This is a genomic window from Photobacterium angustum (genome assembly GCF_002954615.1).
GTDB classification, from domain to species: Bacteria; Pseudomonadota; Gammaproteobacteria; order Enterobacterales; family Vibrionaceae; genus Photobacterium; species Photobacterium angustum_A.
The window spans coordinates 1,907,333-1,930,830 of the sequence record NZ_MSCJ01000001.1 but is presented as its reverse complement, the minus strand read 5'-3'; the positions used below and the strand labels follow the sequence as shown (position 1 = coordinate 1,930,830).

Annotated in this window: 21 protein-coding genes; 15 read left to right on the top strand and 6 right to left on the bottom strand. The window is 41.3% G+C overall.

The features are described 5' to 3' along the window. The gene (locus BTO08_RS08335) at positions 1-789 is read right to left on the bottom strand and encodes a DUF1853 family protein (RefSeq protein WP_105060644.1); all 789 of its coding nucleotides are present in this window, start codon (positions 787-789) and stop codon (positions 1-3) included. Positions 790-916: 127 nt separating this feature from the next. On the opposite strand from BTO08_RS08335, the gene BTO08_RS08330 reads away from it, so the two are divergent. Both BTO08_RS08330 and BTO08_RS08325 read left to right on the top strand, forming a co-directional pair. After that, positions 917-1,114: a DUF2517 family protein gene (locus tag BTO08_RS08330; protein ID WP_105060643.1), complete on the top strand. Its 198-nt coding sequence runs from the start codon at positions 917-919 to the stop codon at positions 1,112-1,114. 155 nt (positions 1,115-1,269) lie between these two features. Further along, complete coding sequence (locus BTO08_RS08325) at positions 1,270-2,028, top strand: Nif3-like dinuclear metal center hexameric protein (protein ID WP_105060642.1); 759 nt, start codon at positions 1,270-1,272, stop codon at positions 2,026-2,028. An 84-nt stretch (positions 2,029-2,112) separates the two neighbouring features. On the opposite strand, the gene BTO08_RS08320 is transcribed toward BTO08_RS08325, so the two are convergent. Further along, positions 2,113-3,402, bottom strand: coding sequence for a citrate synthase (locus tag BTO08_RS08320; protein WP_105060641.1), 1,290 nt, complete (start codon positions 3,400-3,402; stop codon positions 2,113-2,115). Positions 3,403-3,792: 390 nt separating this feature from the next. Here BTO08_RS08320 and sdhC point away from each other — a divergent pair, with 390 nt between their 5' ends. The 8 genes from sdhC to sucD all read left to right on the top strand — a co-directional run bounded on the left by sdhC (position 3,793) and on the right by sucD (position 13,399). Then, complete coding sequence (gene sdhC, locus BTO08_RS08315) at positions 3,793-4,194, top strand: succinate dehydrogenase cytochrome b556 subunit (protein ID WP_105060640.1); 402 nt, start codon at positions 3,793-3,795, stop codon at positions 4,192-4,194. After that, entirely contained in the window at positions 4,188-4,535 is a 348-nt protein-coding gene (gene sdhD, locus BTO08_RS08310; protein WP_105060639.1) for a succinate dehydrogenase, hydrophobic membrane anchor protein, read from the top strand. The genes sdhC and sdhD overlap by 7 nt, the downstream gene beginning before the upstream one ends. Next, positions 4,536-6,302 (top strand): succinate dehydrogenase flavoprotein subunit, encoded by a 1,767-nt coding sequence (gene sdhA, locus BTO08_RS08305; protein WP_105060638.1) that lies wholly within the window; start codon positions 4,536-4,538, stop codon positions 6,300-6,302. A gap of 15 nt (positions 6,303-6,317) precedes the next feature. After that, positions 6,318-7,031, top strand: coding sequence for a succinate dehydrogenase iron-sulfur subunit (locus BTO08_RS08300; protein WP_005370542.1), 714 nt, complete (start codon positions 6,318-6,320; stop codon positions 7,029-7,031). A 117-nt stretch (positions 7,032-7,148) separates the two neighbouring features. After that, on the top strand, positions 7,149-9,980 hold the full coding sequence (gene sucA, locus BTO08_RS08295) for a 2-oxoglutarate dehydrogenase E1 component (protein ID WP_105060637.1): 2,832 nt from the start codon (positions 7,149-7,151) through the stop codon (positions 9,978-9,980). 27 nt (positions 9,981-10,007) lie between these two features. Then, positions 10,008-11,213 carry a 2-oxoglutarate dehydrogenase complex dihydrolipoyllysine-residue succinyltransferase gene (gene odhB, locus BTO08_RS08290; protein WP_105060636.1) on the top strand — a complete coding sequence of 402 codons (1,206 nt, stop codon included), beginning with the start codon at positions 10,008-10,010 and terminating at the stop codon, positions 11,211-11,213. A gap of 147 nt (positions 11,214-11,360) precedes the next feature. After that, positions 11,361-12,527, top strand: a complete 1,167-nt coding sequence (gene sucC, locus BTO08_RS08285; RefSeq protein ID WP_005370549.1) for an ADP-forming succinate--CoA ligase subunit beta — start codon at positions 11,361-11,363, stop codon at positions 12,525-12,527. Continuing rightward, complete coding sequence (sucD, locus tag BTO08_RS08280) at positions 12,527-13,399, top strand: succinate--CoA ligase subunit alpha (protein WP_005370551.1); 873 nt, start codon at positions 12,527-12,529, stop codon at positions 13,397-13,399. The genes sucC and sucD overlap by 1 nt, the downstream gene beginning before the upstream one ends. Positions 13,400-13,470: 71 nt before the next feature. On the opposite strand, the gene BTO08_RS08275 is transcribed toward sucD, so the two are convergent. The 3 genes from BTO08_RS08275 to znuC all read right to left on the bottom strand — a co-directional run bounded on the left by BTO08_RS08275 (position 13,471) and on the right by znuC (position 17,216). Further along, entirely contained in the window at positions 13,471-15,528 is a 2,058-nt protein-coding gene (locus tag BTO08_RS08275) for a PhoX family protein (RefSeq protein WP_105060635.1), read from the bottom strand. Between the two features lie 141 nt (positions 15,529-15,669). After that, positions 15,670-16,455: a zinc ABC transporter permease subunit ZnuB gene (gene znuB / locus BTO08_RS08270; RefSeq protein WP_105060634.1), complete on the bottom strand. Its 786-nt coding sequence runs from the start codon at positions 16,453-16,455 to the stop codon at positions 15,670-15,672. Further along, positions 16,452-17,216 carry a zinc ABC transporter ATP-binding protein ZnuC gene (gene znuC / locus BTO08_RS08265; protein ID WP_105060633.1) on the bottom strand — a complete coding sequence of 255 codons (765 nt, stop codon included), beginning with the start codon at positions 17,214-17,216 and terminating at the stop codon, positions 16,452-16,454. The genes znuB and znuC overlap by 4 nt, the downstream gene beginning before the upstream one ends. Positions 17,217-17,385: 169 nt before the next feature. Here znuC and BTO08_RS08260 point away from each other — a divergent pair, with 169 nt between their 5' ends. From BTO08_RS08260 to BTO08_RS08240, 5 genes are all read left to right on the top strand, one after another. After that, positions 17,386-18,459, top strand: a complete 1,074-nt coding sequence (locus tag BTO08_RS08260; protein WP_105060632.1) for a zinc ABC transporter substrate-binding protein — start codon at positions 17,386-17,388, stop codon at positions 18,457-18,459. Positions 18,460-18,462: 3 nt separating this feature from the next. Beyond that, positions 18,463-19,824 carry a murein DD-endopeptidase MepM gene (gene mepM, locus BTO08_RS08255; protein WP_105060631.1) on the top strand — a complete coding sequence of 454 codons (1,362 nt, stop codon included), beginning with the start codon at positions 18,463-18,465 and terminating at the stop codon, positions 19,822-19,824. A 292-nt stretch (positions 19,825-20,116) separates the two neighbouring features. Beyond that, on the top strand, positions 20,117-20,344 hold the full coding sequence (locus tag BTO08_RS08250; RefSeq protein WP_105060630.1) for a FeoA family protein: 228 nt from the start codon (positions 20,117-20,119) through the stop codon (positions 20,342-20,344). Then, the gene (gene feoB / locus BTO08_RS08245) at positions 20,344-22,635 is read left to right on the top strand and encodes a Fe(2+) transporter permease subunit FeoB (protein ID WP_105060629.1); all 2,292 of its coding nucleotides are present in this window, start codon (positions 20,344-20,346) and stop codon (positions 22,633-22,635) included. The genes BTO08_RS08250 and feoB overlap by 1 nt, the downstream gene beginning before the upstream one ends. Beyond that, a complete protein-coding gene (locus BTO08_RS08240) occupies positions 22,632-22,874 on the top strand; it encodes a FeoC-like transcriptional regulator (RefSeq protein WP_105060628.1) in 243 nt (80 codons plus the stop codon). Before feoB ends, BTO08_RS08240 begins: the two co-directional genes overlap by 4 nt. Positions 22,875-22,922: 48 nt before the next feature. Here BTO08_RS08240 and BTO08_RS08235 read toward each other — a convergent pair whose 3' ends face one another. Beyond that, positions 22,923-23,357 (bottom strand): HIT domain-containing protein, encoded by a 435-nt coding sequence (locus BTO08_RS08235; RefSeq protein ID WP_105060627.1) that lies wholly within the window; start codon positions 23,355-23,357, stop codon positions 22,923-22,925. Positions 23,358-23,498 lie beyond the last annotated feature (141 nt).

Here is a 23,498-nt window from a genome sequence, read left to right as displayed (position 1 = left end):
TTATGCTCTCAATTCACTATTATGCTTTGGCCAATGATTCGGAACGATAAACCACACCCTGTCTTTTCTATCAACAGCTTGTGTTGGTACGGTAATTTGATTTGGGTCGAGATACTCATCAAGTTCAGCGAAAGCTGGTGGCGCGATCCACTGTTTTTTCGTCAATGCTTTCAAAACTAGATGTGCAGCATCAGACTGGTAGCACCATAACCCAGTGTTAGCCTTTGGGTTAACATTAATAGCTGAGCCTTGTTGTGGCTCAGGCCAAGCGTGAAATAATCGTCCTTGCATGATAAGTCGACGTTTGGTCGGTTGTTCATCAAATGTAGTTTTAAATGCCTCATGCTCGCTAAGAGTGAGTTGATGCTCAATCATTCGGTTTGTTTTCTTGTCAAGATTGTCTTTAGCATTTGGTCCTGGCCAGTTATTGTTATAGGCGAGATAAAATTTGATGGCGACTTCCCAATGTTCAATTTCATCAGTCAATAGGTTTTTAACAAGAAAATCAATAGAGCCAATAGTCTGTTTATGCCAATGAAGTTGGACTTCTTCTTCCATCAGTTCGTAGTGAGGGTGAGAAATAATTAATTGCTGCCATAGCCATTGATAATAAAACCCTAAGCGACGATTTCCAGTGTAGAGCGCTATGTGGGGAAGTTGTGCGTGGCGATTAAAAACTTCAAACCAAGTGTCGTCACAGACATAATCGTATGATGAGATCAAATTTGGCATATTGAGTACAGCGAGATAATCCTTCGATAATTGTTTATCTCTTTCTTTTTGTAACATTCTTACATAACTCGCTTATATATAGGCGTATGACACAATATTGACGGAAAAACACACGAAAATTTGTAGTAATATTTCATAAACTCTATTAAAGTGGTGACAGATTTGATTATAAAGAGATTCTGTTATGTACACTCAGTATTCAAAGTTCAATATTACTTTTCGTCGTGTTTTTGTTGTACTAGCAGGATTGCTTTCATTACCTGTTTTACTTTTATTACCTGTCAATAAACGTACGCGTATGGGTAGTTTCTTACACCGTTATTGGGTGCAAACTAGCGCTCAGCCTGTATGGCTTAAAAAAGTTGAGCAAGGCTTAAAATAAATTCTATGAAATACGAAAAGCTGCCATTGGCAGCTTTTTTTATACCATTTATTTACTGTTAATGCAGAGAAAACTCTTAATATAAAGATAGCTTTAGTAAACTAATATCGTAGTATTAAAAAAGATTTTAGTTATAAGATTAAGGACAACATTAGATGAATAATTTTGCTTTAGAAACTGTACTTAATGAGTTTCTTTCTCCTCACTTGATTAAAGATTATTGTCCTAATGGGTTGCAAGTTGAAGGTAAAACTGAAGTTAAAAAAATTGTTACTGGTGTAACGGCTTGTCAGGCTCTAATTGATAGAGCCATCGAAGAGAAAGCTGATGCTCTTGTTGTCCACCATGGCTTTTTTTGGAAAGGCGAGGCGGCTGAAATTCGTGGTATGAAATATCGTCGCATTAAAGCGTTGATTGAAAATGGGATTAATTTATATGCTTATCATTTACCATTAGATGTGCATACGCAGGTTGGTAATAATGTACAACTAGCACAGCGTTTAGATTTAGACATTACTGGAGGTTTAGAGTTAGGTAACCCCCGTTCTGTTGCGATTTATGGTGAGTTAGATCAAGCGATCACAGGAGAGGATTTCGCGGCAAGAATTGCAATGGCACTTCAACGCGAACCATTACATATCGCACCGAGTACATCTCATTTAATAAAAAAAGTGGGTTGGTGTACTGGAGGCGGGCAAGATTATATTGAATTAGCATTTCAGCAAGGCTGTGACGCCTTTATTTCTGGTGAAGTATCTGAAAGAACGACTCATATTGCACGCGAATTAGGTATTCATTATTTTGCTGCTGGTCATCATGCAACAGAGCGCTATGGCGTGAAAGCATTGGGTGAATGGTTAGCACAAGAATATAACTTTGATGTGACGTTTATCGACATTGATAATCCAGTATAGGCTAGCTGGCCCTTTCGATAAGTGAAATAAAAAAGGTTGAGTATTAAACTCAACCTTTTTATTTATCATCACTTTCAAGAAAATTTATTCGCGCTCATGAAGAGGCTTAAATTCTCTAAATGACTCACCAGTATAAAGCTGACGAGGTCGACCAATACGATTTGTTGGGTCACTGTGCATTTCGTTCCAGTGAGCAATCCAACCAATGGTACGAGACATCGCAAAGATCACTGTAAACATTGATACTGGAATACCAATCGCTTTTAAAATAATACCTGAGTAAAAATCTACGTTAGGGTATAATTTCTTACTGACAAAATACTCGTCAGAAAGCGCAATACGCTCTAGTTCCATTGCAACATCTAGTAGTGGATCTTCAATCTTCAGCTCTTCAAGCACTTCATGACAAGCTTCACGCATCACGGTTGCACGAGGGTCGTAGTTTTTGTAAACACGGTGACCAAAGCCCATTAGACGGAATGGATCATCTTTATCTTTTGCACGCTCAATGAACTCAGGAATGTTTTCAACACTTCCGATTTCTTCAAGCATCTTAAGACAAGCTTCATTAGCGCCACCATGCGCAGGCCCCCAAAGAGATGCAATACCCGCCGCAATACAAGCAAATGGGTTAGCACCAGAAGAGCCCGCAAGACGAACCGTTGATGTTGAAGCATTCTGTTCGTGATCCGCGTGTAGGGTAAAGATCTTATCCATAGCACGAGCAACGACAGGGCTTACTTCATACTCTTCACAAGGTGTTGCAAACATCATATGAAGGAAATTTTCCGCGTAATCAAGATCATTACGAGGATAAATAAATGGTTGTCCGATGGTGTACTTATGACACATTGCCGCTAGTGTTGGCATTTTAGATAATAATCTAAATGCTGCAATCTCACGGTGTGTATCGTTGTTAATATCAAGAGAGTCATGATAAAACGCAGATAAAGCACCTACAACACCACACATTACTGCCATTGGGTGTGCATCACGACGGAAGCCATGGAAAAAGCTTGCGATTTGTTCATGCACCATCGTATGGCGTGTAACTGTTGTTCTAAACTGCTCGTATTCAGCTCGGGTAGGGACCTCACCGTATAACAAGACAAAACAAACTTCTAAATAGTCTGCGTTATTGGCTAATTGATCAATCGGGAAACCTCGATGAAGCAAGATTCCTTCTTCGCCATCAATGTATGTAATTTGAGATTCACACGAGGCTGTTGCTAGAAAACCTGGGTCAAATGTAAAAAAGCCGTTTGCACCAAGTTTACGCACATCAATTACATCTTGGCCCTCAGAGCCCCCGATAATCGGCAGTTCGATAGGTGCTTTCCCTTCAATATGAAGAGTAGCTTTCTTATCTGCCATAACAATCTCCTTTGCTATTTTTATAATCCTAATCCGATGCGGATGTGCATTTGTTGTACCGTTAGGCGCAACCTTTGTCAATTATTGTGCTTCTTTGTGTGCGCTTGTTAATAACTTTAAATCAAAAAGTATGAATTTATGAGAATCGTGTTTGACATCATGTAACTGGAATTGTTTTTGAATGTTACGGGGCGTATAGTGAGGCTAGGTCTCTGGTTATACTACCCGCCAGGATTTTACAAACATGTGTCATTTATTTTTAAGAGTTAGGTAATGACGCTTACAACGTCTGCTCAACATAATAATAACCTAATATTGAATTTTTGTTGCACTTGTTTGCTGGCTTGTACGTATATCTCAGAGAATTTAATAAAAAAATAAATTGCTTCAATGGAGCTGAGTGGGCAAACCGTGAAAGTAAAAAAGCCAAGACCTGTCAATCTCGACCTACAAACGATTCGCTTTCCGCTAACTGCGATAGCGTCAATCCTACACCGCGTTTCAGGTGTGATTACATTCGTATCCCTTGCCATCTTGCTATGGCTGCTAAACCTATCTCTATCTTCTCCTGAAGGTTTTACATCCGCTGCCAGTATTACTGATAGCTTTTTTGTGAAATTTATTCTGTGGGGAGTACTGACCGCATTGTTTTATCACATTGTTTTAGGTATCCGTCATTTGTTGATGGATTTAGGTTATTTCGAAGAAATGGACACAGGCATTGCAAGTACCAAAATTAGTTTTGCAATTGTCGCTGTACTAGCAGTATTTGCAGGAGGCTTAGTATGGTAAATAACGTATCTTCCGTCGGCCGTAATGGTATACACGATTTTATTTTGATCCGCGCTACAGCGATCATTTTGACGCTTTACACCGTATACATGGTTGGTTTCTTTGCGTTTGGCCCAGAGCTAACGTTTGAAACTTGGAGTGCATTCTTCAATCAAATCAGTACCAAAGTTTTTACTATGTTAGCTTTGGTTTCCATTCTTGTTCATGCTTGGATTGGTTTGTGGCAAGTGTTAACAGACTACATTAAACCTGCCGTTTTAAGAGTGGGATTGCAGTTTGTTGTTGTAGCAGTTCTTTTTGTTTACCTATTTGCGGGTTTCTTCATTGTGTGGGGTGTGTAAGTGAGCATTGCAGTTCGTGAGTTTGATGCCGTTGTTATCGGTGCGGGTGGTGCGGGTATGCGAGCCGCATTACAAATTTCAGAACAAGGACTAAAATGTGCCTTGTTATCAAAAGTGTTCCCTACGCGCTCTCATACTGTATCTGCGCAGGGCGGTATTACTGTTGCGCTGGGTAATTCACACCCAGATAACTGGCAGTGGCATATGTATGACACGGTAAAAGGCTCTGATTACATTGGTGATCAGAACGCCATTGAATACATGTGTCAAAATGGCCCTAAGTCAGTAATAGAATTAGAGAAAATGGGGTTGCCATTTTCTCGCTTTGATAATGGCTCGATTTATCAGCGACCATTCGGTGGTCAATCTAAAGAGTTTGGTGGCGAGCAAGCCGCGCGTACAGCCGCTGCTGCTGACCGTACTGGTCACGCGTTACTTCATACTCTTTATCAGCAAAATATTAAGCATCAAACGACGATTTTTTCTGAGTGGTATGCGTTAGATTTAGTAAAAAACCAAGATGGTGCAATTTTAGGTTGTACTGCTTTGTGTATGGAGACAGGCGAGATTTGTTACTTCAAATCTAAAGCTACTATCCTTGCAACAGGTGGCGCTGGTCGTATTTACGCTTCGACAACAAATGCGCACATTAACACTGGTGACGGTGTTGGTATGGCGCTTCGTGCTGGCGTGCCAATGCAAGATATGGAAATGTGGCAATTCCACCCAACGGGTATTGCTGGCGCGGGTGTACTGGTAACTGAAGGTTGTCGTGGTGAAGGTGGTTATCTTTTAAATAAAGATGGCGAACGCTTCATGGAGCGTTATGCACCTAATGCTAAAGATTTGGCTGGTCGTGATGTGGTTGCACGTTCAATGATGGTTGAGATCCGTGAAGGTCGTGGTTGCGATGGCCCATGGGGACCTCACATTAAATTGAAACTTGATCATTTAGGTAAAGATGTTCTTGAATCACGTCTACCGGGTATTTGTGAATTATCGCGTACCTTTGCCCATATTGATCCTGTTAAAGAGCCGATTCCAGTCATCCCTACTTGTCATTACATGATGGGGGGAGTACCGACTCAGGTATCAGGCCAAGCCCTTAAACAAACAGCATCTGGTGTTGATCAAGAAGTACAAGGTCTTTTCGCTTGTGGTGAGATCGCATCTGTATCTGTGCATGGTGCTAACCGTTTAGGTGGTAACTCATTACTTGATCTGGTCGTCTTCGGTCGTGCAACGGGTTTACATCTAGGTGAAACGTTGGCTGCACAAACAGAAGCTCGTCCTGCTACAGATTCTGATATAGAAGCCTCTTTAGCTCGTGTTAACCGTTGGAACACTACGCAAAAAGGTGAAGATCCTGTTCAAATTCGTAAAGATCTTCAAAGTTGTATGCAAAACAACTTCTCGGTTTTCCGTGAAGGTGATGCGATGGCAACGGGTCTTACAGAGCTAAAAGAAATTCGTGAACGTTTAAAGCATGCGCGTTTAGATGACACTTCTTCTGAGTTTAATACACAACGTATTGAATGCTTAGAGCTTGAAAACTTAATGGAAACAGCAATGGCAACGGCAGTAGCGGCTAACTACCGTACTGAAAGTCGTGGTGCTCATGCTCGTTTCGACTTCCCTGAACGTGATGATGCTAATTGGTTATGCCACTCTATTTACAATCCTGAGACAGAAGCTATGTCTAAGCGTGATGTAAATATGTCGCCAGTTCATCGTGAAGCTTTCCCGCCGAAAGCACGTACTTACTAAGGGAGGATAGATAAGATGAAACTCAACTTCTCAATATATCGCTATAACCCTGATGTGGATAATGCACCACACATGAAAGGGTATACCTTAGAAGTGCCAGAAGGCTCAGACATGATGGTGCTTGATGCACTTATTCTGTTAAAAGAGCAAGATTCTACGCTGTCTTTCCGTCGTTCATGTCGTGAGGGTGTGTGTGGTTCTGATGGCATTAATATGAACGGTAAAAATGGTTTAGCGTGTATTACACCATTATCAGCTTTAATGGATAAGAGCACGATTGTTATCCGCCCTTTACCGGGTTTACCAGTTGTTCGTGATCTTATTATCGACATGGAACAGTTCTACACCAATTACGCAAAAGTAAAACCTTTCTTAATTGATGATGGAGCAGTACCACCGGCACGTGAAAACCTACAAGCGCCAGAAGATCGCGCGCAGTTAGATGGTTTGTACGAATGTATTATGTGTGCATGTTGCTCGACATCATGCCCATCATTTTGGTGGAATCCTGATAAATTTATTGGACCTGCAGGCTTATTGGCAGCATATCGATGGTTAATTGATAGCCGTGATACAGCAACAGATGAACGATTATCAAATCTTGATGATGCATTTAGTGTTTTTCGTTGCCATGGCATAATGAACTGTGTAAATGTTTGTCCTAAAGGACTAAATCCAACAAAAGCGATTGGTCACATTAAATCAATGCTGCTTAAACGAGCAGTATAAAAAAATAATATCGATATGCCGGTGACGTTAATTCAATGAATGAGTAATTGATCCGGCCTTAATGCTCTGATTAAACAATCGGTGTAAACGGCGATAACTAGTGGTTAAGGGAAAATAATGCAGAACGGCGTTATGAAGGCATGGCTTGAGTCTTCACATTTAGCTGGCGCCAATGCGACTTACGTAGAAGATCTCTACGAGTTGTATCTTAGCGACCCAGAATTAGTTGACGAGCAATGGCGTGATATTTTCGTTGAATTACCGGTAGTCAATGAGACTGCTGTAGAACAACCTCATTCACGCGTTCGTGATTATTTCCGACGTTTAGCGAAAGAAACCAACTTTTTAAGTGCTACCGTCAGTGATCCAGATGTTGATGCGAAACAAGTAAAGGTATTGCAACTTATTAATGCATACCGCTTCCGTGGGCATCAAAATGCAAAACTTGATCCATTAGGATTATGGCAGCGTGATTTAGTTCCAGATCTTGATCCAGCATTCCATAATCTTACTGATGAAGATTTTAATGAAACATTTAACGTAGGCTCGTTTGCTGTTGGTCAAGAGACCATGAAGCTTTCTGAAATTTATGCTGCGTTAAAGAAAACATACTGTGGCTCTATTGGTGCAGAATACATGCACATCACAGATACTGAGGAAAAGCGTTGGATCCAACAACGTCTTGAATCGGTAATGGGGCACGGTTCCTTCTCACAAGAAGAGCAACTTTCATTTCTTGATGAATTGACCGCAGCTGAAGGTCTTGAGCGTTATTTAGGCGCGAAATTCCCTGGTGCTAAGCGATTCTCATTAGAAGGCGGTGATGCGCTTATTCCAATGATGAAAGAGCTGATCCGTCATGCTGGCTCTCAAGGTGTACGCGAAGTTGTTATTGGCATGGCCCACCGTGGTCGCCTAAACATGTTAGTTAATGTATTAGGTAAAAAGCCACAAGACTTATTTGATGAGTTTGCAGGTAAGCACGGCGAAAGCTGGGGTACGGGTGATGTAAAATATCACCAAGGCTTTTCTGCAGATTTTGCTACACCAGGTGGCGATGTTCACCTTGCTCTTGCCTTTAACCCATCTCACCTTGAAATTGTAAACCCAGTTGTTGTGGGTTCTGTACGCGCTCGTCAAGATCGCTTAGGTGATGATACTGGATCTAAAGTATTACCTATTACACTCCATGGTGATTCAGCGATTGCTGGACAGGGTGTCGTTGCTGAGACGTTCAATATGTCCCAAGCGCGTGGTTATGGTGTTGGCGGTACTATTCGTATTGTCGTCAATAACCAAGTTGGTTTTACGACTTCTAATCCAAATGATACACGTTCGACAGAATACTGTACTGATATCGCTAAGATGGTGCAGTCACCTATTTTCCACGTTAATGCTGATGATCCTGAAGCGGTTGCTTTTGTAACTCGACTTGCGTTTGATTTCCGTAATGAATTTAAGCGTGATGTTGTTATTGATTTGGTTTGTTACCGTCGTCATGGTCACAATGAAGCGGATGAGCCGAATGCAACTCAGCCTCTTATGTACCAAAAGATCAAAAAGCATCCTACGCCTCGTAAGATTTATGCAGATTATCTAACCGACACTGGCGTGTTTGGTTTAGATACAGCAACGAGCTTAGTCAATGAATATCGTGATGCGTTAGATCGTGGCGAGTGTGTGGTAAAAGAATGGCGTCCAATGCATCTTCATACAGTTGATTGGTCACCGTACTTAGGCCATGACTGGACAGTTGATTGGAATAACAAAGTGCCAGTTGAGCGTTTAAAAGAGTTAGGTGCTCGCCTTTGCCAATATCCAGATAGTCATGTTTTACAGAGCCGTGTTCAAAAGCTATATAACGATCGCGTAGCTATGATTGCGGGTGAAAAAGCGTTTGATTGGGGCATGGCTGAAACATTGGCTTATGCCACATTAGTTGACGAAGGTAATCGTATTCGTATTACAGGCCAAGATTCTGGTCGTGGTACATTCTTCCATCGTCATGCTGTACTGCATAACCAAGAAGATGCTAGTACTTACGTGCCGTTAGCTAATCTTCACAATGGACAAGGTCCGTTTGAAGTGATCGACTCAGTGTTATCTGAAGAAGCGGTATTAGCCTTTGAATATGGTTACGCAACGGCTGAGCCTAGTGGTTTGACGGTATGGGAAGCGCAATTTGGTGATTTTGCCAATGGTGCTCAAGTTGTGATTGACCAATTCATCAGTTCTGGTGAACAAAAATGGGGGCGTATGTGTGGTTTAACCATGCTGCTACCACATGGTTATGAAGGTCAAGGCCCAGAGCACTCATCGGCACGTTTAGAGCGTTACTTACAATTGTGTGCAGAGCAAAATATGCAAGTCGTTGTTCCATCAACACCTGCACAGGTTTACCACATGATACGTCGTCAAGTGGTTCGTCCAATGCGTCGACCATTAATTGTAATGTCGCCAAAATCATTGCTGCGCCATCCGCTATGTACGTCTACGTTAGACGATTTAGCTAACGGTACTTTCTTACCTGCGATTGCTGAAATTGATGATTTAGCACCTAATAAAGTGAAACGTGTGGTTTTCTGTTCAGGTAAAGTTTATTACGATTTACTGGAGCAACGCCGCAAGAATGAACAAGAGGATGTGGCGATTGTTCGTATTGAGCAACTGTACCCATTCCCGAAAGAAGACGTTGAAGCTGCAATTGCTGAATATAAGCACGTTACTGATTTTGTTTGGTGTCAAGAAGAGCCGCAAAACCAAGGCGCGTGGTATTCAAGTCAACATAACTTCTATTCTGCGTTACCAGCTGGTGCGCGTTTAAGTTATGCCGGACGTCCAGCATCAGCCTCACCGGCGGTAGGTTACATGTCGGTGCATTTGAAACAACAAAAAGCACTTATAGAAGACGCTTTAACAATTGCTCCTCAAGAGCAAAATAATAATTAGAACTGGAACAAAAAGGACAAAACCGATATGACAATCGAAATTCTGGTTCCCGACCTCCCGGAATCTGTGGCTGACGCAACCGTTGCCACTTGGCACAAACAACCTGGCGATGCCGTATCTCGTGATGAGGTACTGGTTGATATTGAAACAGATAAAGTAGTACTTGAAGTTCCAGCTCCTGAAGATGGCGTGTTAGAAGCTATTTTTGAAGGTGAAGGTACGACTGTTCTTACCAAACAGTTGATTGGTAAAATCAAAGTTGGCGCAGTTGCTGGTGAACCAACAAAAGATTTACCAACAGAAGCTGAAGCGTCACCGAATAAGCGTAACACTGCCTCTTTAACAGAAGAAACAAGTGAAGCATTAAGCCCTGCAGTTCGTCGTTTGTTAAGCGAGCATGGTATTGATGCTGGTGCTGTTAAAGGCTCTGGTGTTGGTGGTCGCATTACTCGAGAAGATGTAGAAGCATACTTAAAGAATCAATCAGCACCTGCTGTGACGAAAGCACCTGTTGTCGATGCGCCACTAGCGCACCGTAGCGAAAAACGTGTGCCTATGACACGTTTACGTAAGCGTGTAGCTGAGCGTCTGCTTGAAGCTAAAAATAGCACGGCGATGTTAACAACGTTTAACGAAGTGAACATGAAACCGATCATGGATCTTCGTAAGCAATACAAAGATGTCTTCGAAGAACGTCATGGTATTCGTCTTGGCTTTATGTCTTTCTACGTAAAAGCTGTGGTTGAAGCACTAAAGCGTTACCCAGAAGTAAATGCATCTATTGATGGTGACGATATTGTTTATCACAACTTCTTTGATGTAAGCATTGCAGTATCAACACCTCGTGGTCTGGTAACACCTGTTCTACGTGATTGCGATAAGCTAAGCCTTGCTGAAATTGAGAAGGGTATTCGTGAACTTGCAATTAAAGGTCGTGACGGCAAGTTAACTGTTGAAGATTTAACCGGTGGTAACTTTACGATCACTAATGGTGGTGTGTTTGGCTCATTGATGTCGACGCCGATCATTAATCCACCACAAGCTGCGATTTTAGGTATGCATAAAATCCAAGATCGCCCAATGGCGGTGAATGGACAAGTTGAAATCTTGCCTATGATGTACCTTGCGTTATCTTACGACCACCGTTTAGTTGATGGTCGTGAATCAGTAGGTTACTTAGTAACGATTAAAGAGTTACTTGAAGATCCAACGCGTCTACTACTAGACGTATAATTTGGTAAATAGGCTGGATAAATGCTCATTATTCAGCCTGTTACTGACATTAAGTCAAATAGCCAAATCTAATCACGAAGAGGTTCCCAAGAGTACCTCGTATGGATATAACAAGTCCCAAAGGGATAAGAAAACGGATAGAACATCATGAATTTGCACGAATATCAGGCAAAACAGCTATTCGCTGAATATGGTTTACCAGTACCAGAAGGTTACGCTTGCGATACGCCACAACAGGCGGCAGAAGCGGCAGGTAAAATTGGTGGTAGTAAGTGGGTAGTTAAATGTCAGGTTCACGCTGGTGGTCGCGGTAAAGCGGGCGGTGTGGAATTACATGAAACCAAAGATGGTATTAAACAGTTTGCTCAAAACTGGCTAGGTAAAAATCTAGTAACTTATCAAACAGATGCTAATGGTCAGCCAGTAACAAAAATATTAGTTGAAGAAGCATCTAATATTGCCAATGAGTTGTACTTAGGTGCAGTGGTTGATCGTGGCTCTCGTCGTATCGTTTTCATGGCATCAACTGAAGGTGGTGTGGAAATTGAAAAAGTAGCAGAAGAGACACCTGAACTTATTCATAAAGCAGCGATTGATCCATTGGTTGGGCCTCAGCCATACCAAGGACGTGAGCTGGCATTCAAACTGGGTCTGAAAGGCGATCAGATTAAACAATTTACTAAGATCTTTATGGGCTTAGCGAATATGTTCGCTGAATATGATCTTGCATTGCTTGAAATTAACCCACTAGTTATCACGGGTGATAATAACCTATTGTGCCTAGACGGTAAGATTAATATCGATTCTAACGCAATGTATCGCCAGCCTAAGCTACGTGAAATGCATGATCCATCTCAAGAAGATGAGCGTGAAGCACATGCTGCACAGTGGGAATTAAATTACGTTGCACTCGACGGAAACATTGGCTGTATGGTCAATGGCGCAGGCCTTGCAATGGGTACGATGGATATCGTTAACCTGCATGGTGGACAGCCGGCTAACTTCCTTGATGTAGGTGGCGGTGCAACGAAAGAGCGTGTTACTGAAGCATTTAAAATTATCCTCTCTGATAGCAATGTAAAAGCCGTATTGGTTAATATCTTCGGTGGTATTGTACGTTGTGATTTGATTGCTGATGGCATCATCGGCGCTATTGCAGAAGTTGGCGTTAAAGTACCAGTTGTTGTTCGCCTTGAAGGTAACAACGCAGAAGTAGGTGCGGCGAAACTTGCAGATAGTGGTCTTAATATTATTGCTGCGACTTCGTTAACAGAAGCGGCGGAAAAAGTTGTTGCTGCAGCGGAGGGTAAATAATGTCAGTTTTAATTAATAAAGATACGAAAGTGATTTGTCAGGGTTTTACTGGCGGACAAGGTACATTCCACTCAGAGCAAGCGATTGAGTACGGAACACAAATGGTTGGTGGTGTTTCTCCTGGTAAAGGCGGAACAACACACTTAGGCTTACCTGTATTTAATACGGTACGTGAAGCAGTTGAAGTGACTGGTGCAACAGCGACAGTTATCTATGTACCCGCGCCGTTTTGTAAAGACGCAATCTTAGAAGCAATTGATGCTGGTATCGAGCTTATCGTAACGATTACAGAAGGCATTCCAACACTGGATATGCTAGATGTTAAAGTTCGCCTTGATGAAGCTGGCGTTCGTATGATTGGTCCTAACTGTCCGGGTGTTATTACACCTGATGAGTGTAAGATTGGTATCATGCCAGGTCATATCCATAAGGCAGGTAAAGTAGGTATCGTATCGCGTTCAGGTACATTGACTTACGAAGCGGTTAAGCAAACAACAGATGAAGGCTTTGGTCAATCTACATGTGTAGGTATCGGTGGTGATCCAATCCCAGGTTCAAATTTCATTGATATCCTTGAGATGTTTGAAAAAGATCCAGCGACAGAAGCGATTGTAATGATTGGTGAAATCGGTGGTACTGCTGAAGAAGAAGCGGCAGCTTACATTAAAGAGAACGTGACAAAACCTGTTGTTTCTTACATTGCGGGTGTTACAGCGCCTCCTGGTAAGCGTATGGGTCACGCAGGTGCTATTATCTCTGGCGGTAAAGGAACGGCTGAAGATAAATTTGCTGCACTTGAAGAAGCAGGTGTTAAGACAGTAAAAAGTCTAGCAGATATCGGTAAGGCGTTACGTGAAGTAACTAACTGGTAATCTCTACCTACCCATTGAAAATGAAAGCCCTGCATTTGCAGGGCTTTTTTATTGATTAGTAATACAGAGCGTTAAACACCAATCTCACCACCATCTTCACGGCGAATAACTACCGTAGATGAACGCGGTCGAACTTCTGTACCGCTAGGTGCTGCTTCAGCGGCATTATCACTATATGGCCAATTGCCCGGATGTTGAATATTAACAAATAGAGATTTGTAGTCAGGGCTAATGGTAAAACCTGTGACCTCACAACCATTTGGACCAACAAAGAAGCGTTTTAGCTCAGCCTGATTTGAACTAGCAATAACTGTTTGGTTATCATCTGCATTTAGTAACTGAGATGGCACTACTGCAAGCATCTGATCATTGGTATATTCTTTAACTTCATCTGCACCATTATCGGTTTGGATCCACATAATTCCACGCTGATCGAATGCTAAACCATCAGGGCTAGCAAACTGATTGAGGTCAGTTAAACCAGAGCGGTTTGTCTCTTCATCACCATCACTTGGTGAACCAAAAACAAAAATATCCCAGTTGAAATCCGTTGGATTTTCACCTTCATCCCAGCGAATGATATGACCAAATTTATTATTTAAGCGAGGGTTTGCAGGGTTAGTAGTGTCTTTGCGTTTAGTGTTATTGGTTAGAGTGAGGTAGACAGAGCCCGTAAATGGATCAACCGCTGCCCACTCAGGACGATCCATCGGCGTTGCTCCAACCAAATCAGCTGCACCTGCAGTATTAACGATGATCTCAGCCAAAGAATTGAAGTGTGAAGCCAGTGTGTCACCTGAAGTTGTGATGCTATCAAGGGTTAATGGTAGCCACGTTCCAGTACTGTCTTCATTAAATCGAGCAACATATAGTGTGCCTTCATCCATATACTTATCACCGGTTAATAAGCGGTTTGAAGGTGAAGCATCAGCTGGATCCCATAGCGCTGCTGACTCAAATTTGTATAGGTACTCAAAGCGTGAGTCATGGCCTGAATAAAACACAACAGGCTTGCCATCTTCTAGTTTGCCAAAGGTACAGCCTTCGTGGCGGAAACGCCCTAACGCGGTACGTTTTTTAGCTCGAGAGTTTTTTGTATATGGATCAATTTCAACAATATAGCCATGACCATTGGCTTCATTTCGATAATCGTCAAGTGATGAAGTACCTGTCGGTGCCAAATTAAAACGAGCAAATTCATCAAGACGTTCTTCATTGTGGCCTGCTAACGTTTCCCACTTATAGCGACCTTGTAAATACTTACCTGTACCCGAAATACCAATACGATCTTGCTCTTTAGTGCGAGTGCCAGTGTTAGTAAAATAGCCAGGCCAGTTTTCTTCACAGGTGAGGTAAGTTCCCCACGGAGTATAGCCGTTACCACAGTTGTTGAGTGTTCCACGTGCTTGACTACCGTCAGGTGAGAAGCGAGTGACGGTTAATTCTGAATGTGCAAGAGGGCCAGATAAATCCATTACAGTTGCACCGGTGTAGCGACGGTTAAGTGGGTCGCTGTCGATTAACTTCCATTGGTTATTTTCAAGTTGGATACGAACAACAGAAATACCATGAGCGTTTATCTCTTTGCGGATTTCGTCTATATCAGTACGTACTTCTTTTGCTCTTTCGGCATCTTTGTCCCAGTTTGAGTGCAGTGCTTGCTGATCAATGTACTCGTGGTTAATACAAAGTAATCCATCAGTAGATTGTTCGTTTAATGGAAAAAAGTGCATGCCGTCATGGTGCATACCTAATGCATTTAACTGATCAGTACTGTTATTTGTACCATCATTTTTCCATGCTTTTGCAGTCGCATTTAATGGTGTACCCCAAGGGACTAATACTTGTGCGGTGTAGCCTGAAGGAATTGATACGGCATCAGTTAACGAACCAGGGATAGAATCGAAATTTAAAACAGCTTGAGAACGATCTGCTACCTTAGACGTTGCTTCAGTTGAACCTGAAGAGTTACAACCAGCAAGACCTAATGCACCAAGAGCTGACATTGCACTCATACCTAAGCCACCCTTTAGGATGCTTCGGCGTTGCAAGTTAGCTTGAAGTACATCTTCAAATGCTTTGTTATTACTGGTGTTATAGCGGGTAGGATCGAACGTTTCCTTACTCATTGCTTTGCTTTCCTGTGTTTATTATTTATTTAATAAGTTGAACAGGAAAGATAGTAAGAATGGGTAGTGACAGAATTTGTCTATTATTGTGAAATTTATATTTAAATAATATTGTCAGCTACCCAATTAATGAAGATAAGGTTAACGCGCAGTTCGTTTAAGTTGGCTAAGCATAAACATTGCAGCGGCAGATACAACAACAGAAGGGCCTGCTGGTGTGTCGTAATGCCATGACATTGCAAGACCAAGAACCACAGCTATCGCGCCAATAATTGACGCAAATACTGCCATTGATTCTGGACTGTGTGAAAAACGTCGAGCGGTCGCGGCAGGAATGATAAGTAATGATGTAATGATCAATGCACCAACAAATTTCATCGCAACAGCGATTACCATACCTACCATTAACATTAGTAATAGGCGCATTAAATCGACATTCACGCCTTCTACTTGAGCCATTTCTTCACTAATAGTCATCGAAAGTAGTGGTCGCCATAGATAAATCAATAAAGCTAAAACGACAGCACCACCGCAATATATCCATAATAGATCGTTAGTGGTTACAGCCAATAAATCACCAAATAGATATGACATTAAATCGATACGGACATTGTCTAGGAAGCTCACTGCAACCAGACCTAGCGATAAAGCGCTATGGGCTAAGATACCCAGTAAAGTATCTGTGGCCACATAACGTTGTTTTTGTAGCGTAACAAGTACAACGGCAAGCACTAAACAACAGATAACCAACGCCAGATTTAAGTTGATATTAAAGAGAAAACCGAGAGCAATACCGAGTAGAGAGGCATGGGATAATGTATCACCGAAATAGGCCATTTTTCGCCAAACTACAAATGAGCCCAATGGACCGGCGAGAATTGCAATACCAATACCTGCGATCAGTGCAGGTAGAAGAAACTCAATCATGCTTTTGATTCCTTATGGTTATTACAGCATTTATGAGTTTTATTTGAATCGTCATGCTGGTGGTTATGTTTATGTTCATAGACAGCAAGCTGCTCTGTCGATGTCTGGCCGAATAATGCAATGTATTTAGGGTGGCTCGTCACAGTTAGTGGACTACCAGAGCAACAGATGTGATGTTGCAAACAAATCACATTATCAGTTTTCGCCATTACAAGGTGTAAGTCGTGAGAAACCATCAAGATGGCACAGTTAAGTAAATCACGTAATTGTTGGATCAGGCGATAAAGTTCTAATTGGCCGTTTACATCAACCCCCTGTACTGGCTCATCAAGTACCAGTAAATCGGGTTTTTGCAATAAGGCGCGCGCAAGTAAGACACGTTGCATCTCACCGCCAGATAGCCCATGCATATCACTGTTAAGTAGGTGGCTACCATTAACCATGTTTAAAGCTTCGATACGTTGTTCTTGATTATAACGTCCAGCAAGACGCATAAAACGATCGACAGAAAGAGGCAGGGTATTATTTAGGCGTAGCTTTTGAGGTACATAACCAATACGAATTCCTTTTTTACGAACCACTTTTCCTTTTGTGGCTTTGCTCAGTCCTGTTATGACTTTTACTAAGGTTGATTTACCCGCACCATTAGGACCAATTAAGGTGGTAATTTCACCGCGTTCTAGCTTGAGCGTAATATTATCCAAAACATCACGTTCACCAAATGAGACAGTGACTGATTGTAGTTCGATTAGGGTTGACATAAAGGAAGTTGTCTTAATAGGCTTTAGAAATAAAAGGTAATGTTATAATATAACATTTTTGATGTGTTATATTATAACATTATCATGTTTGTTAGGGAATATACTGTTATATCATATAAATAATTAGCAGTATAAAAGTGCAACACTTATTTTTTAGGATAATAAAATAATGCAGCGTATATCATCATTGTTTTGTGCAGCAGCTCTGGCTTTATCAGGTTCTGCAATGGCAGACGACTTTAAAGTTGTTACAACCATTAAACCATTAAATCTTATTGTAAGTGAGTTAGTTCAAGGTGCAGCAACGTCAGATGCAATCTTACCACCAGGAGCTTCTCCACACGATTATGCATTACGTCCATCAGATGTAAAAAAATTGAATGATGCTGATCTTGTGATTTGGGTAGGGCCTCAACTAGAAACTTTTTTAACAAAACTTATGGCTACAAACCCAAATAGCTTCGCTTTGACAAAACAAGCTGGTATCGATTTTCTAAATTATGGCGCTAAACCGAGTGATGACCATGGCGATCATGCTGGTCACGACGATCACGATGGCCATGGCGATCATGCTGGTCACGACGATCACGACGGCCATGGCGATCATGCTGGTCACGACGATCACGATGACCATGGCGATCATGACGGTCACGATGCTCACGATGACCATGGCGATCATGCTGGTCACGACGCTCATGATGACCATGCTGGACATCACCATAACCATTCTGGACTCAATCCGCATTTCTGGATGGGGCCAAAACAGACAATTGAAGCCGCAAATGTGATCACGGAAGCATTGATTAAACATGATCCATTGCATAAAACTGTTTATCTCGATAATCTTTCAGCGTTTACCACTGAAGTTAATCAAGCTGTCAGTGAACTTAATGCGGAACTAAAACCTGTTTCAAATAAAGGTTATTTTGTTTTTCATGATGGCTATGGGTATTTCGAACATCAATTTGGTCTGAATAACTTAGGGCATTTTACTGTTGAACCTGACCGTAAGCCAGGTGCTAAAACTCTGATCGCGATTCGTGAATCATTAAAAGATAAGCAAGCTTATTGTGTATTCAGTGAGCCGCAGTTTTCACCGGCAGTTGTTGATAGTGTAACTAAAGGCACAGAGGTAAACATAGGAACCCTTGATCCAATGGCGACAAATGTCGAAGTGGGTAAGGGAGGATACGTCCGTTTTATTAAGGAACTCGGACAGAGCTTTACCAAGTGTTTAAAATAGAAAATGAAATTATATCAAGCGGCAGCAACTTCTATTAAAGAGCTGCCGCGTCAGCACAAAATTGCGTTAGTTTCCACCTCTGTGCTTATGATGGCTGCCATAATGTGGCAGCCATCAAAACCACAAGTAACTTTCCCATCATCAAGCGTTAACAAGCGTGTTGATGTCACATTGCCATCTAAATTGGATTTATTATCTGAACAAGATAGTGAGCCCTTAGGTGTGTCTCTCGATCAAAATGATCCTGAATTCCAAGCGCCAAAAGATGAAATAGAGCAACAACTTGATGATGCAAAAGCTGAAGTTGAGCACAAACATCGAGTGGCATCGGGTGAAACGTTAGGGATTATCTTTTCACAGTATGGTTTGCCTATTTCAGATATGTACCGCTTAATTGATGCTAATAAGTCAGTACAGAATTTGCGTGTTGGACAAACACTGGAGTGGGAAGTTGATGATGATGGAAAATTAACAGAACTTAAAATTATCCGCAGTAAAAAAGAGACGGATGCCTTTACACTATCGAAAAAAGGTTATGTATATAAAAAGATAGTTAAAAAAGGTGAGATGAAACCCGTTACTCTCATCGGTCGTGTAAATGGCAGTTTTTATAATTCAGCTCGAGCAGCTGGCCTAACACCGACTCAGATCCAAACATTAGTTAAAGCCTTACAATGGAAATTTAACCTTGGGCGTGAAGCACGTAAAGGGGATCGTTTTGCTGTAGGTATTGATCGAGAATTTATTGATGGTAAGGCTGTGGGTAAAGGTGATGTTAATGCTTTTTACTACAAATCAGCGAATGGTAAGAATTCAACCTTTATCATTAGAGGTGATGATGATCAGTTCTATGACAGTAGTGGCCACAGTTTAAACCGAGCATTTAGACGTATTCCCACATCGAAACGTTACCGTATCAGCTCATCTTTTAACCCAAATCGTTTACACCCAGTTACTGGACGTCGATCCCCACATAACGGTACCGATTTTGCGGTTCCGATTGGTACATCTGTTTTGGCGGCAGGTGATGGTGTCGTTGTAAAATCACGTTACCATCCATTAGCAGGTAACTATATTGTCGTTAAGCATGGCCGAGAATACATGACACGTTATTTACACCTAAGTAAACGTGAAGTGAAGGTGGGCGATAAAGTTAAAATGGGACAACGTATTGCTAAAAGTGGTAATACCGGACGCTCAACAGGTCCACACTTACATTTTGAATTGATAAAAAATGGTCGTCCTGTTGACGCAATGAAAGTATCCTTGCCACAAGCCGATCCACTCTATGGTAAAGAACGTAAAAATTTCATGAAACAAGTTAGCTTTTATAAAAATAAGTTTAACGATGTAATATCGAGCTAAGTTGTTTAATCGTAAAAAAAGCGCACATATCGTGCGCTTTTTTTTTATGGTTTTTCTCACTGAATTTAACTAATCAAAAACTTTTTTAAAATTAACTAAAAATTGACAAATTATCCCTATGAGGAATTAAGTGTTTGTATTTCTGTTCTTTTTTGGCAATTTAATGTCGCTTTTAAGCAATATAATGTCAAAAAACAAATGTTTTTTTGATTTATGACAAGACATGAAATGTATCAATATGTAAAATTCAAACCAGAAATGCTAATAATTCTTATTAAGGTAACGATTTACTATGAAGCTGTCAGAGATGTCATGCGGAAACTGTGGGACCGTCATTAATATGTCTGCGTTACCCTCAGCGACGCGAAAAAAGTTGATGGTTATGGGGTTACTACCTCGTACAGAAATTACCGTTGTTCGTGTGGCGCCGTTAGGTGATCCGCTTCAAGTGCGTGTACGTGGTGTTGATATCGCTTTACGTAAGCAAATTGCAGAAAACATCGAGGTTGAGGCACTGTAATGCAATATAATATTCTTACTGTTGGTAACCCGAACAGTGGTAAAACAACGTTGTTTAATGGCTTAACCGGCGCTAAACAGCAAGTCGGTAACTGGGCTGGTGTAACGGTTGAGAAAAAAACAGGTCGTTACCAACACAATGGTGATGATTTTTCGCTGACAGATCTACCTGGTATTTATAACCTTGATAGTGCAAACGATGCGAATAGCCTTGATGAAGCAATCGCGTCACGTGCAATTTTAACTACGCCTGCTGACGTTATCATTAACGTTGTTGACGCATCGAGTCTAGAGCGTAGTTTATATATGACACTTCAACTTCGTGAGTTAGGCCGCCCGATGGTGGTTGTGCTTAACAAGATGGATGTATTGAAGCGTCAGCGTCAGTTACTTGATATTAAAGCGTTAGAAAAAGCATTAGGATGCCCTGTATTAGCGTTATCTGCTAATAATATGGAGCGTATTGCTGAATTTAAAACCAAGCTACATAAGATGCTGACACAAGGTGTTGTCGTTAATGAGTTTGAATTAGATTATGGCAAAGACTTTGAACAAGTTGTTACAGAGCTTAAACCTTTATTTAAAACGAATGAGAAACTCAATACACGCGCTCAATCTATACGTGTATTAGAGAATGATACTCTCGTTATTAATACGCTGTCAGATGAACATAAAATTACAGCATGTAGTGCTCGTAGCCGTTTATTAGAGACTGTTGACCCTGATATTCAAGTCGCTGATGTGCGTTATACTTTTCTACATCAGTTATGCCAAAAAGTACGCCGTCAAGAAGGTCGTTTAAGTAATAGCTTAACCGATAAGATTGACCGTATTTTATTAAACCGCGTGGTTGGTATTCCATTCTTTTTCTTCGTAATGTACGTGATGTTTATGTTTGCTATAAATATCGGTAGTGCATTTATCGACTTTTTTGATATCAGCTTTGGCGCACTATTGGTCGATGGTGGACATCATTTATTAGATGATCATTTACCTGTTTGGTTAGTCACGATTATAGCCAATGGTATTGGCGGTGGTATCCAAACGGTTGCAACCTTTATTCCCGTGATCGCTTGTTTATACCTGTTCCTTGCTGTGCTAGAAAGTTCAGGCTATATGGCGCGTGCTGCATTCGTACTTGATAAAGTCATGCAAAAGGTCGGTCTACCCGGTAAAGCCTTTGTCCCTCTTGTACTTGGCTTTGGTTGTAACGTACCTGCTATTATGGCAACACGTACTCTTGAACAAGAACGTGAGCGTAAGTTAGCTGCAGCAATGGCACCCTTTATGTCATGTGGTGCACGTTTACCTGTATATGCATTATTTGCAGCAGCATTCTTCCCCGAAAATGGGCAGAACGTTGTATTTTCATTATATCTGTTAGGTATTGCCGCAGCTGTTATGACTGGTTTGATCCTACGTTCGACCTTATACCCTGGGTCAAGCGATAGCTTCATTATGGAAATGCCAAACTACGAGTTACCAACAATTCGAAATGTAGTGATAAAAACATGGCAAAAACTAAAGCGCTTTGTTTTTGGTGCTGGTAAAACAATTGTTGTAGTGGTTGCTGTATTAAGTTTCTTTAACTCGTTAGGTACTGATGGCTCATTTGGCAATGAAGATACGTCTAAATCTGTACTTTCAAAAGCCGCACAAGTTGTAACGCCAGTATTAGAACCTATTGGTGTAAAAGCTGATAATTGGCCAGCAACGGTTGGTATTATTACCGGTATTTTTGCTAAAGAAGCAGTCGTAGGTACACTAAACAGTTTATACGCACCCGCTACTGATGACAGTCATGAAGAATACAATTTGGTTGGGAGCCTAAAAGAAGCTGTCGAGTCAATTGGTGATAATTTAGCAGCGTTAAGCTTTAGTGATCCATTAGGCATTGAAGTAGGTAATTTGGAAGATAAAACGGCCGTTGCCGAAGAACAGGGTGTGAATCAATCTGTCTTTGGTAATATTCAAGCGCACTTTGTGAGTGGTGCTGCGGCAATGTCTTATTTGATCTTTATTCTGCTGTATACGCCATGTGCTGCGGCAATGGGAGCATATGTTCGAGAGTTTGGTCAGAAGTTTGCGTGGTTTATTGCTGGTTGGACAATGTTACTTGCTTACTCATTTGCAACATGGTTCTACCAAATTGCTCACTTTGTTGATCACCCTGCAACTAGTGCATTCTGGATAGCATTCTTTATCTTGATTAATGGTGGTCTCTTCTTGTTATTGAAACGAGAAGGTAAAAAGCAAAAAAATATTGAAATTGAAGGGTTATTAGTCGAATGATCTTACAGCAGCTAAAACAATATATTGAACAACATGGACGTGTGAGTCGCAAGCAACTTTCTGATCACTTTGGGATGTCTGAAGATGGTGTAGAAGCAATGCTTGATGTATGGATTCGTAAAGGTTCGGTTGGAAAAGAATTGGTTGGCTGTGAAAGTTCAGACTGTTGCCAACCAGCGAAAGAGATTTGGTACCGTTGTTTATCCGTTAACGAATTATCGATAACGGTAATGCGATAGAAGGCAATAAAATCAAAAGGCAGCTTAATTAAGCTGCCTTTTTTAATGCTAATTAGAGATTGCTGTAAAGCCTTTAACCTGACTTAACTCTTCGCGAAGCTCATCAGCGAGTGCTGCTTGTAGAGCTTCACTGCGTTGAGTACCATCTGTATTTCCCCAAATTGGTCCAGGCCATGCTATATCATGACTAAAGCGTGCAATGTGGTGTAAATGAAGCTGAGGCACAAGATTACCTAATGCACCAACGTTAATCTTTTCTGCTTGATAGTCGTTTTCTAATAATGTGGCTACGGCACTTGATTCACGCATTAGTTGGTATTGGTCTTGTTCAGGTAGGTGGTGGATCTCACGTAACTCGTCAACACGAGGGACTAAGATAATCCATGGCCCCAGCGCTTCTTTAGATAATAAAACACGAGAAAGCGGAAAATCACCGAGTACAGTGGTATCAGATTGTAGGCGAGGATGAAGAGTGAAACGCATGTAATTATTCCTTCACAGTACATTATGGCTCACAAGCCAGAGCATTATTTATCATAGTATGCCTAATTTAAAACGATTGGTATTATCCTTAACGTATTCTCTAACATTTGGTTAAGAGTTCTAATTATTGTGAGGCAACTT

Bases quoted from the DNA above. Each gene is read 5' to 3' on its own strand.
- sdhC (WP_105060640.1), top strand. From the start codon at position 3,793: ATGGAGCTGAGTGGGCAAACCGTGAAAGTAAAAAAGCCAAGACCTGTC.
- BTO08_RS08250 (WP_105060630.1), top strand. From the start codon at position 20,117: ATGAAGCTGTCAGAGATGTCATGCGGAAACTGTGGGACCGTCATTAAT.
- BTO08_RS08330 (WP_105060643.1), top strand. From the start codon at position 917: ATGTACACTCAGTATTCAAAGTTCAATATTACTTTTCGTCGTGTTTTT.
- BTO08_RS08235 (WP_105060627.1), bottom strand. From the start codon at position 23,357: ATGCGTTTCACTCTTCATCCTCGCCTACAATCTGATACCACTGTACTC.
- BTO08_RS08320 (WP_105060641.1), bottom strand. From the start codon at position 3,402: ATGGCAGATAAGAAAGCTACTCTTCATATTGAAGGGAAAGCACCTATC.
- BTO08_RS08275 (WP_105060635.1), bottom strand. From the start codon at position 15,528: ATGAGTAAGGAAACGTTCGATCCTACCCGCTATAACACCAGTAATAAC.
- BTO08_RS08325 (WP_105060642.1), top strand. From the start codon at position 1,270: ATGAATAATTTTGCTTTAGAAACTGTACTTAATGAGTTTCTTTCTCCT.
- sucA (WP_105060637.1), top strand. From the start codon at position 7,149: ATGCAGAACGGCGTTATGAAGGCATGGCTTGAGTCTTCACATTTAGCT.
- BTO08_RS08240 (WP_105060628.1), top strand. From the start codon at position 22,632: ATGATCTTACAGCAGCTAAAACAATATATTGAACAACATGGACGTGTG.
- BTO08_RS08260 (WP_105060632.1), top strand. From the start codon at position 17,386: ATGCAGCGTATATCATCATTGTTTTGTGCAGCAGCTCTGGCTTTATCA.
- BTO08_RS08300 (WP_005370542.1), top strand. From the start codon at position 6,318: ATGAAACTCAACTTCTCAATATATCGCTATAACCCTGATGTGGATAAT.
- feoB (WP_105060629.1), top strand. From the start codon at position 20,344: ATGCAATATAATATTCTTACTGTTGGTAACCCGAACAGTGGTAAAACA.
- sdhD (WP_105060639.1), top strand. From the start codon at position 4,188: ATGGTAAATAACGTATCTTCCGTCGGCCGTAATGGTATACACGATTTT.
- znuB (WP_105060634.1), bottom strand. From the start codon at position 16,455: ATGATTGAGTTTCTTCTACCTGCACTGATCGCAGGTATTGGTATTGCA.
- sucD (WP_005370551.1), top strand. From the start codon at position 12,527: ATGTCAGTTTTAATTAATAAAGATACGAAAGTGATTTGTCAGGGTTTT.
- znuC (WP_105060633.1), bottom strand. From the start codon at position 17,216: ATGTCAACCCTAATCGAACTACAATCAGTCACTGTCTCATTTGGTGAA.
- odhB (WP_105060636.1), top strand. From the start codon at position 10,008: ATGACAATCGAAATTCTGGTTCCCGACCTCCCGGAATCTGTGGCTGAC.
- sucC (WP_005370549.1), top strand. From the start codon at position 11,361: ATGAATTTGCACGAATATCAGGCAAAACAGCTATTCGCTGAATATGGT.
- BTO08_RS08335 (WP_105060644.1), bottom strand. From the start codon at position 789: ATGTTACAAAAAGAAAGAGATAAACAATTATCGAAGGATTATCTCGCT.
- mepM (WP_105060631.1), top strand. From the start codon at position 18,463: ATGAAATTATATCAAGCGGCAGCAACTTCTATTAAAGAGCTGCCGCGT.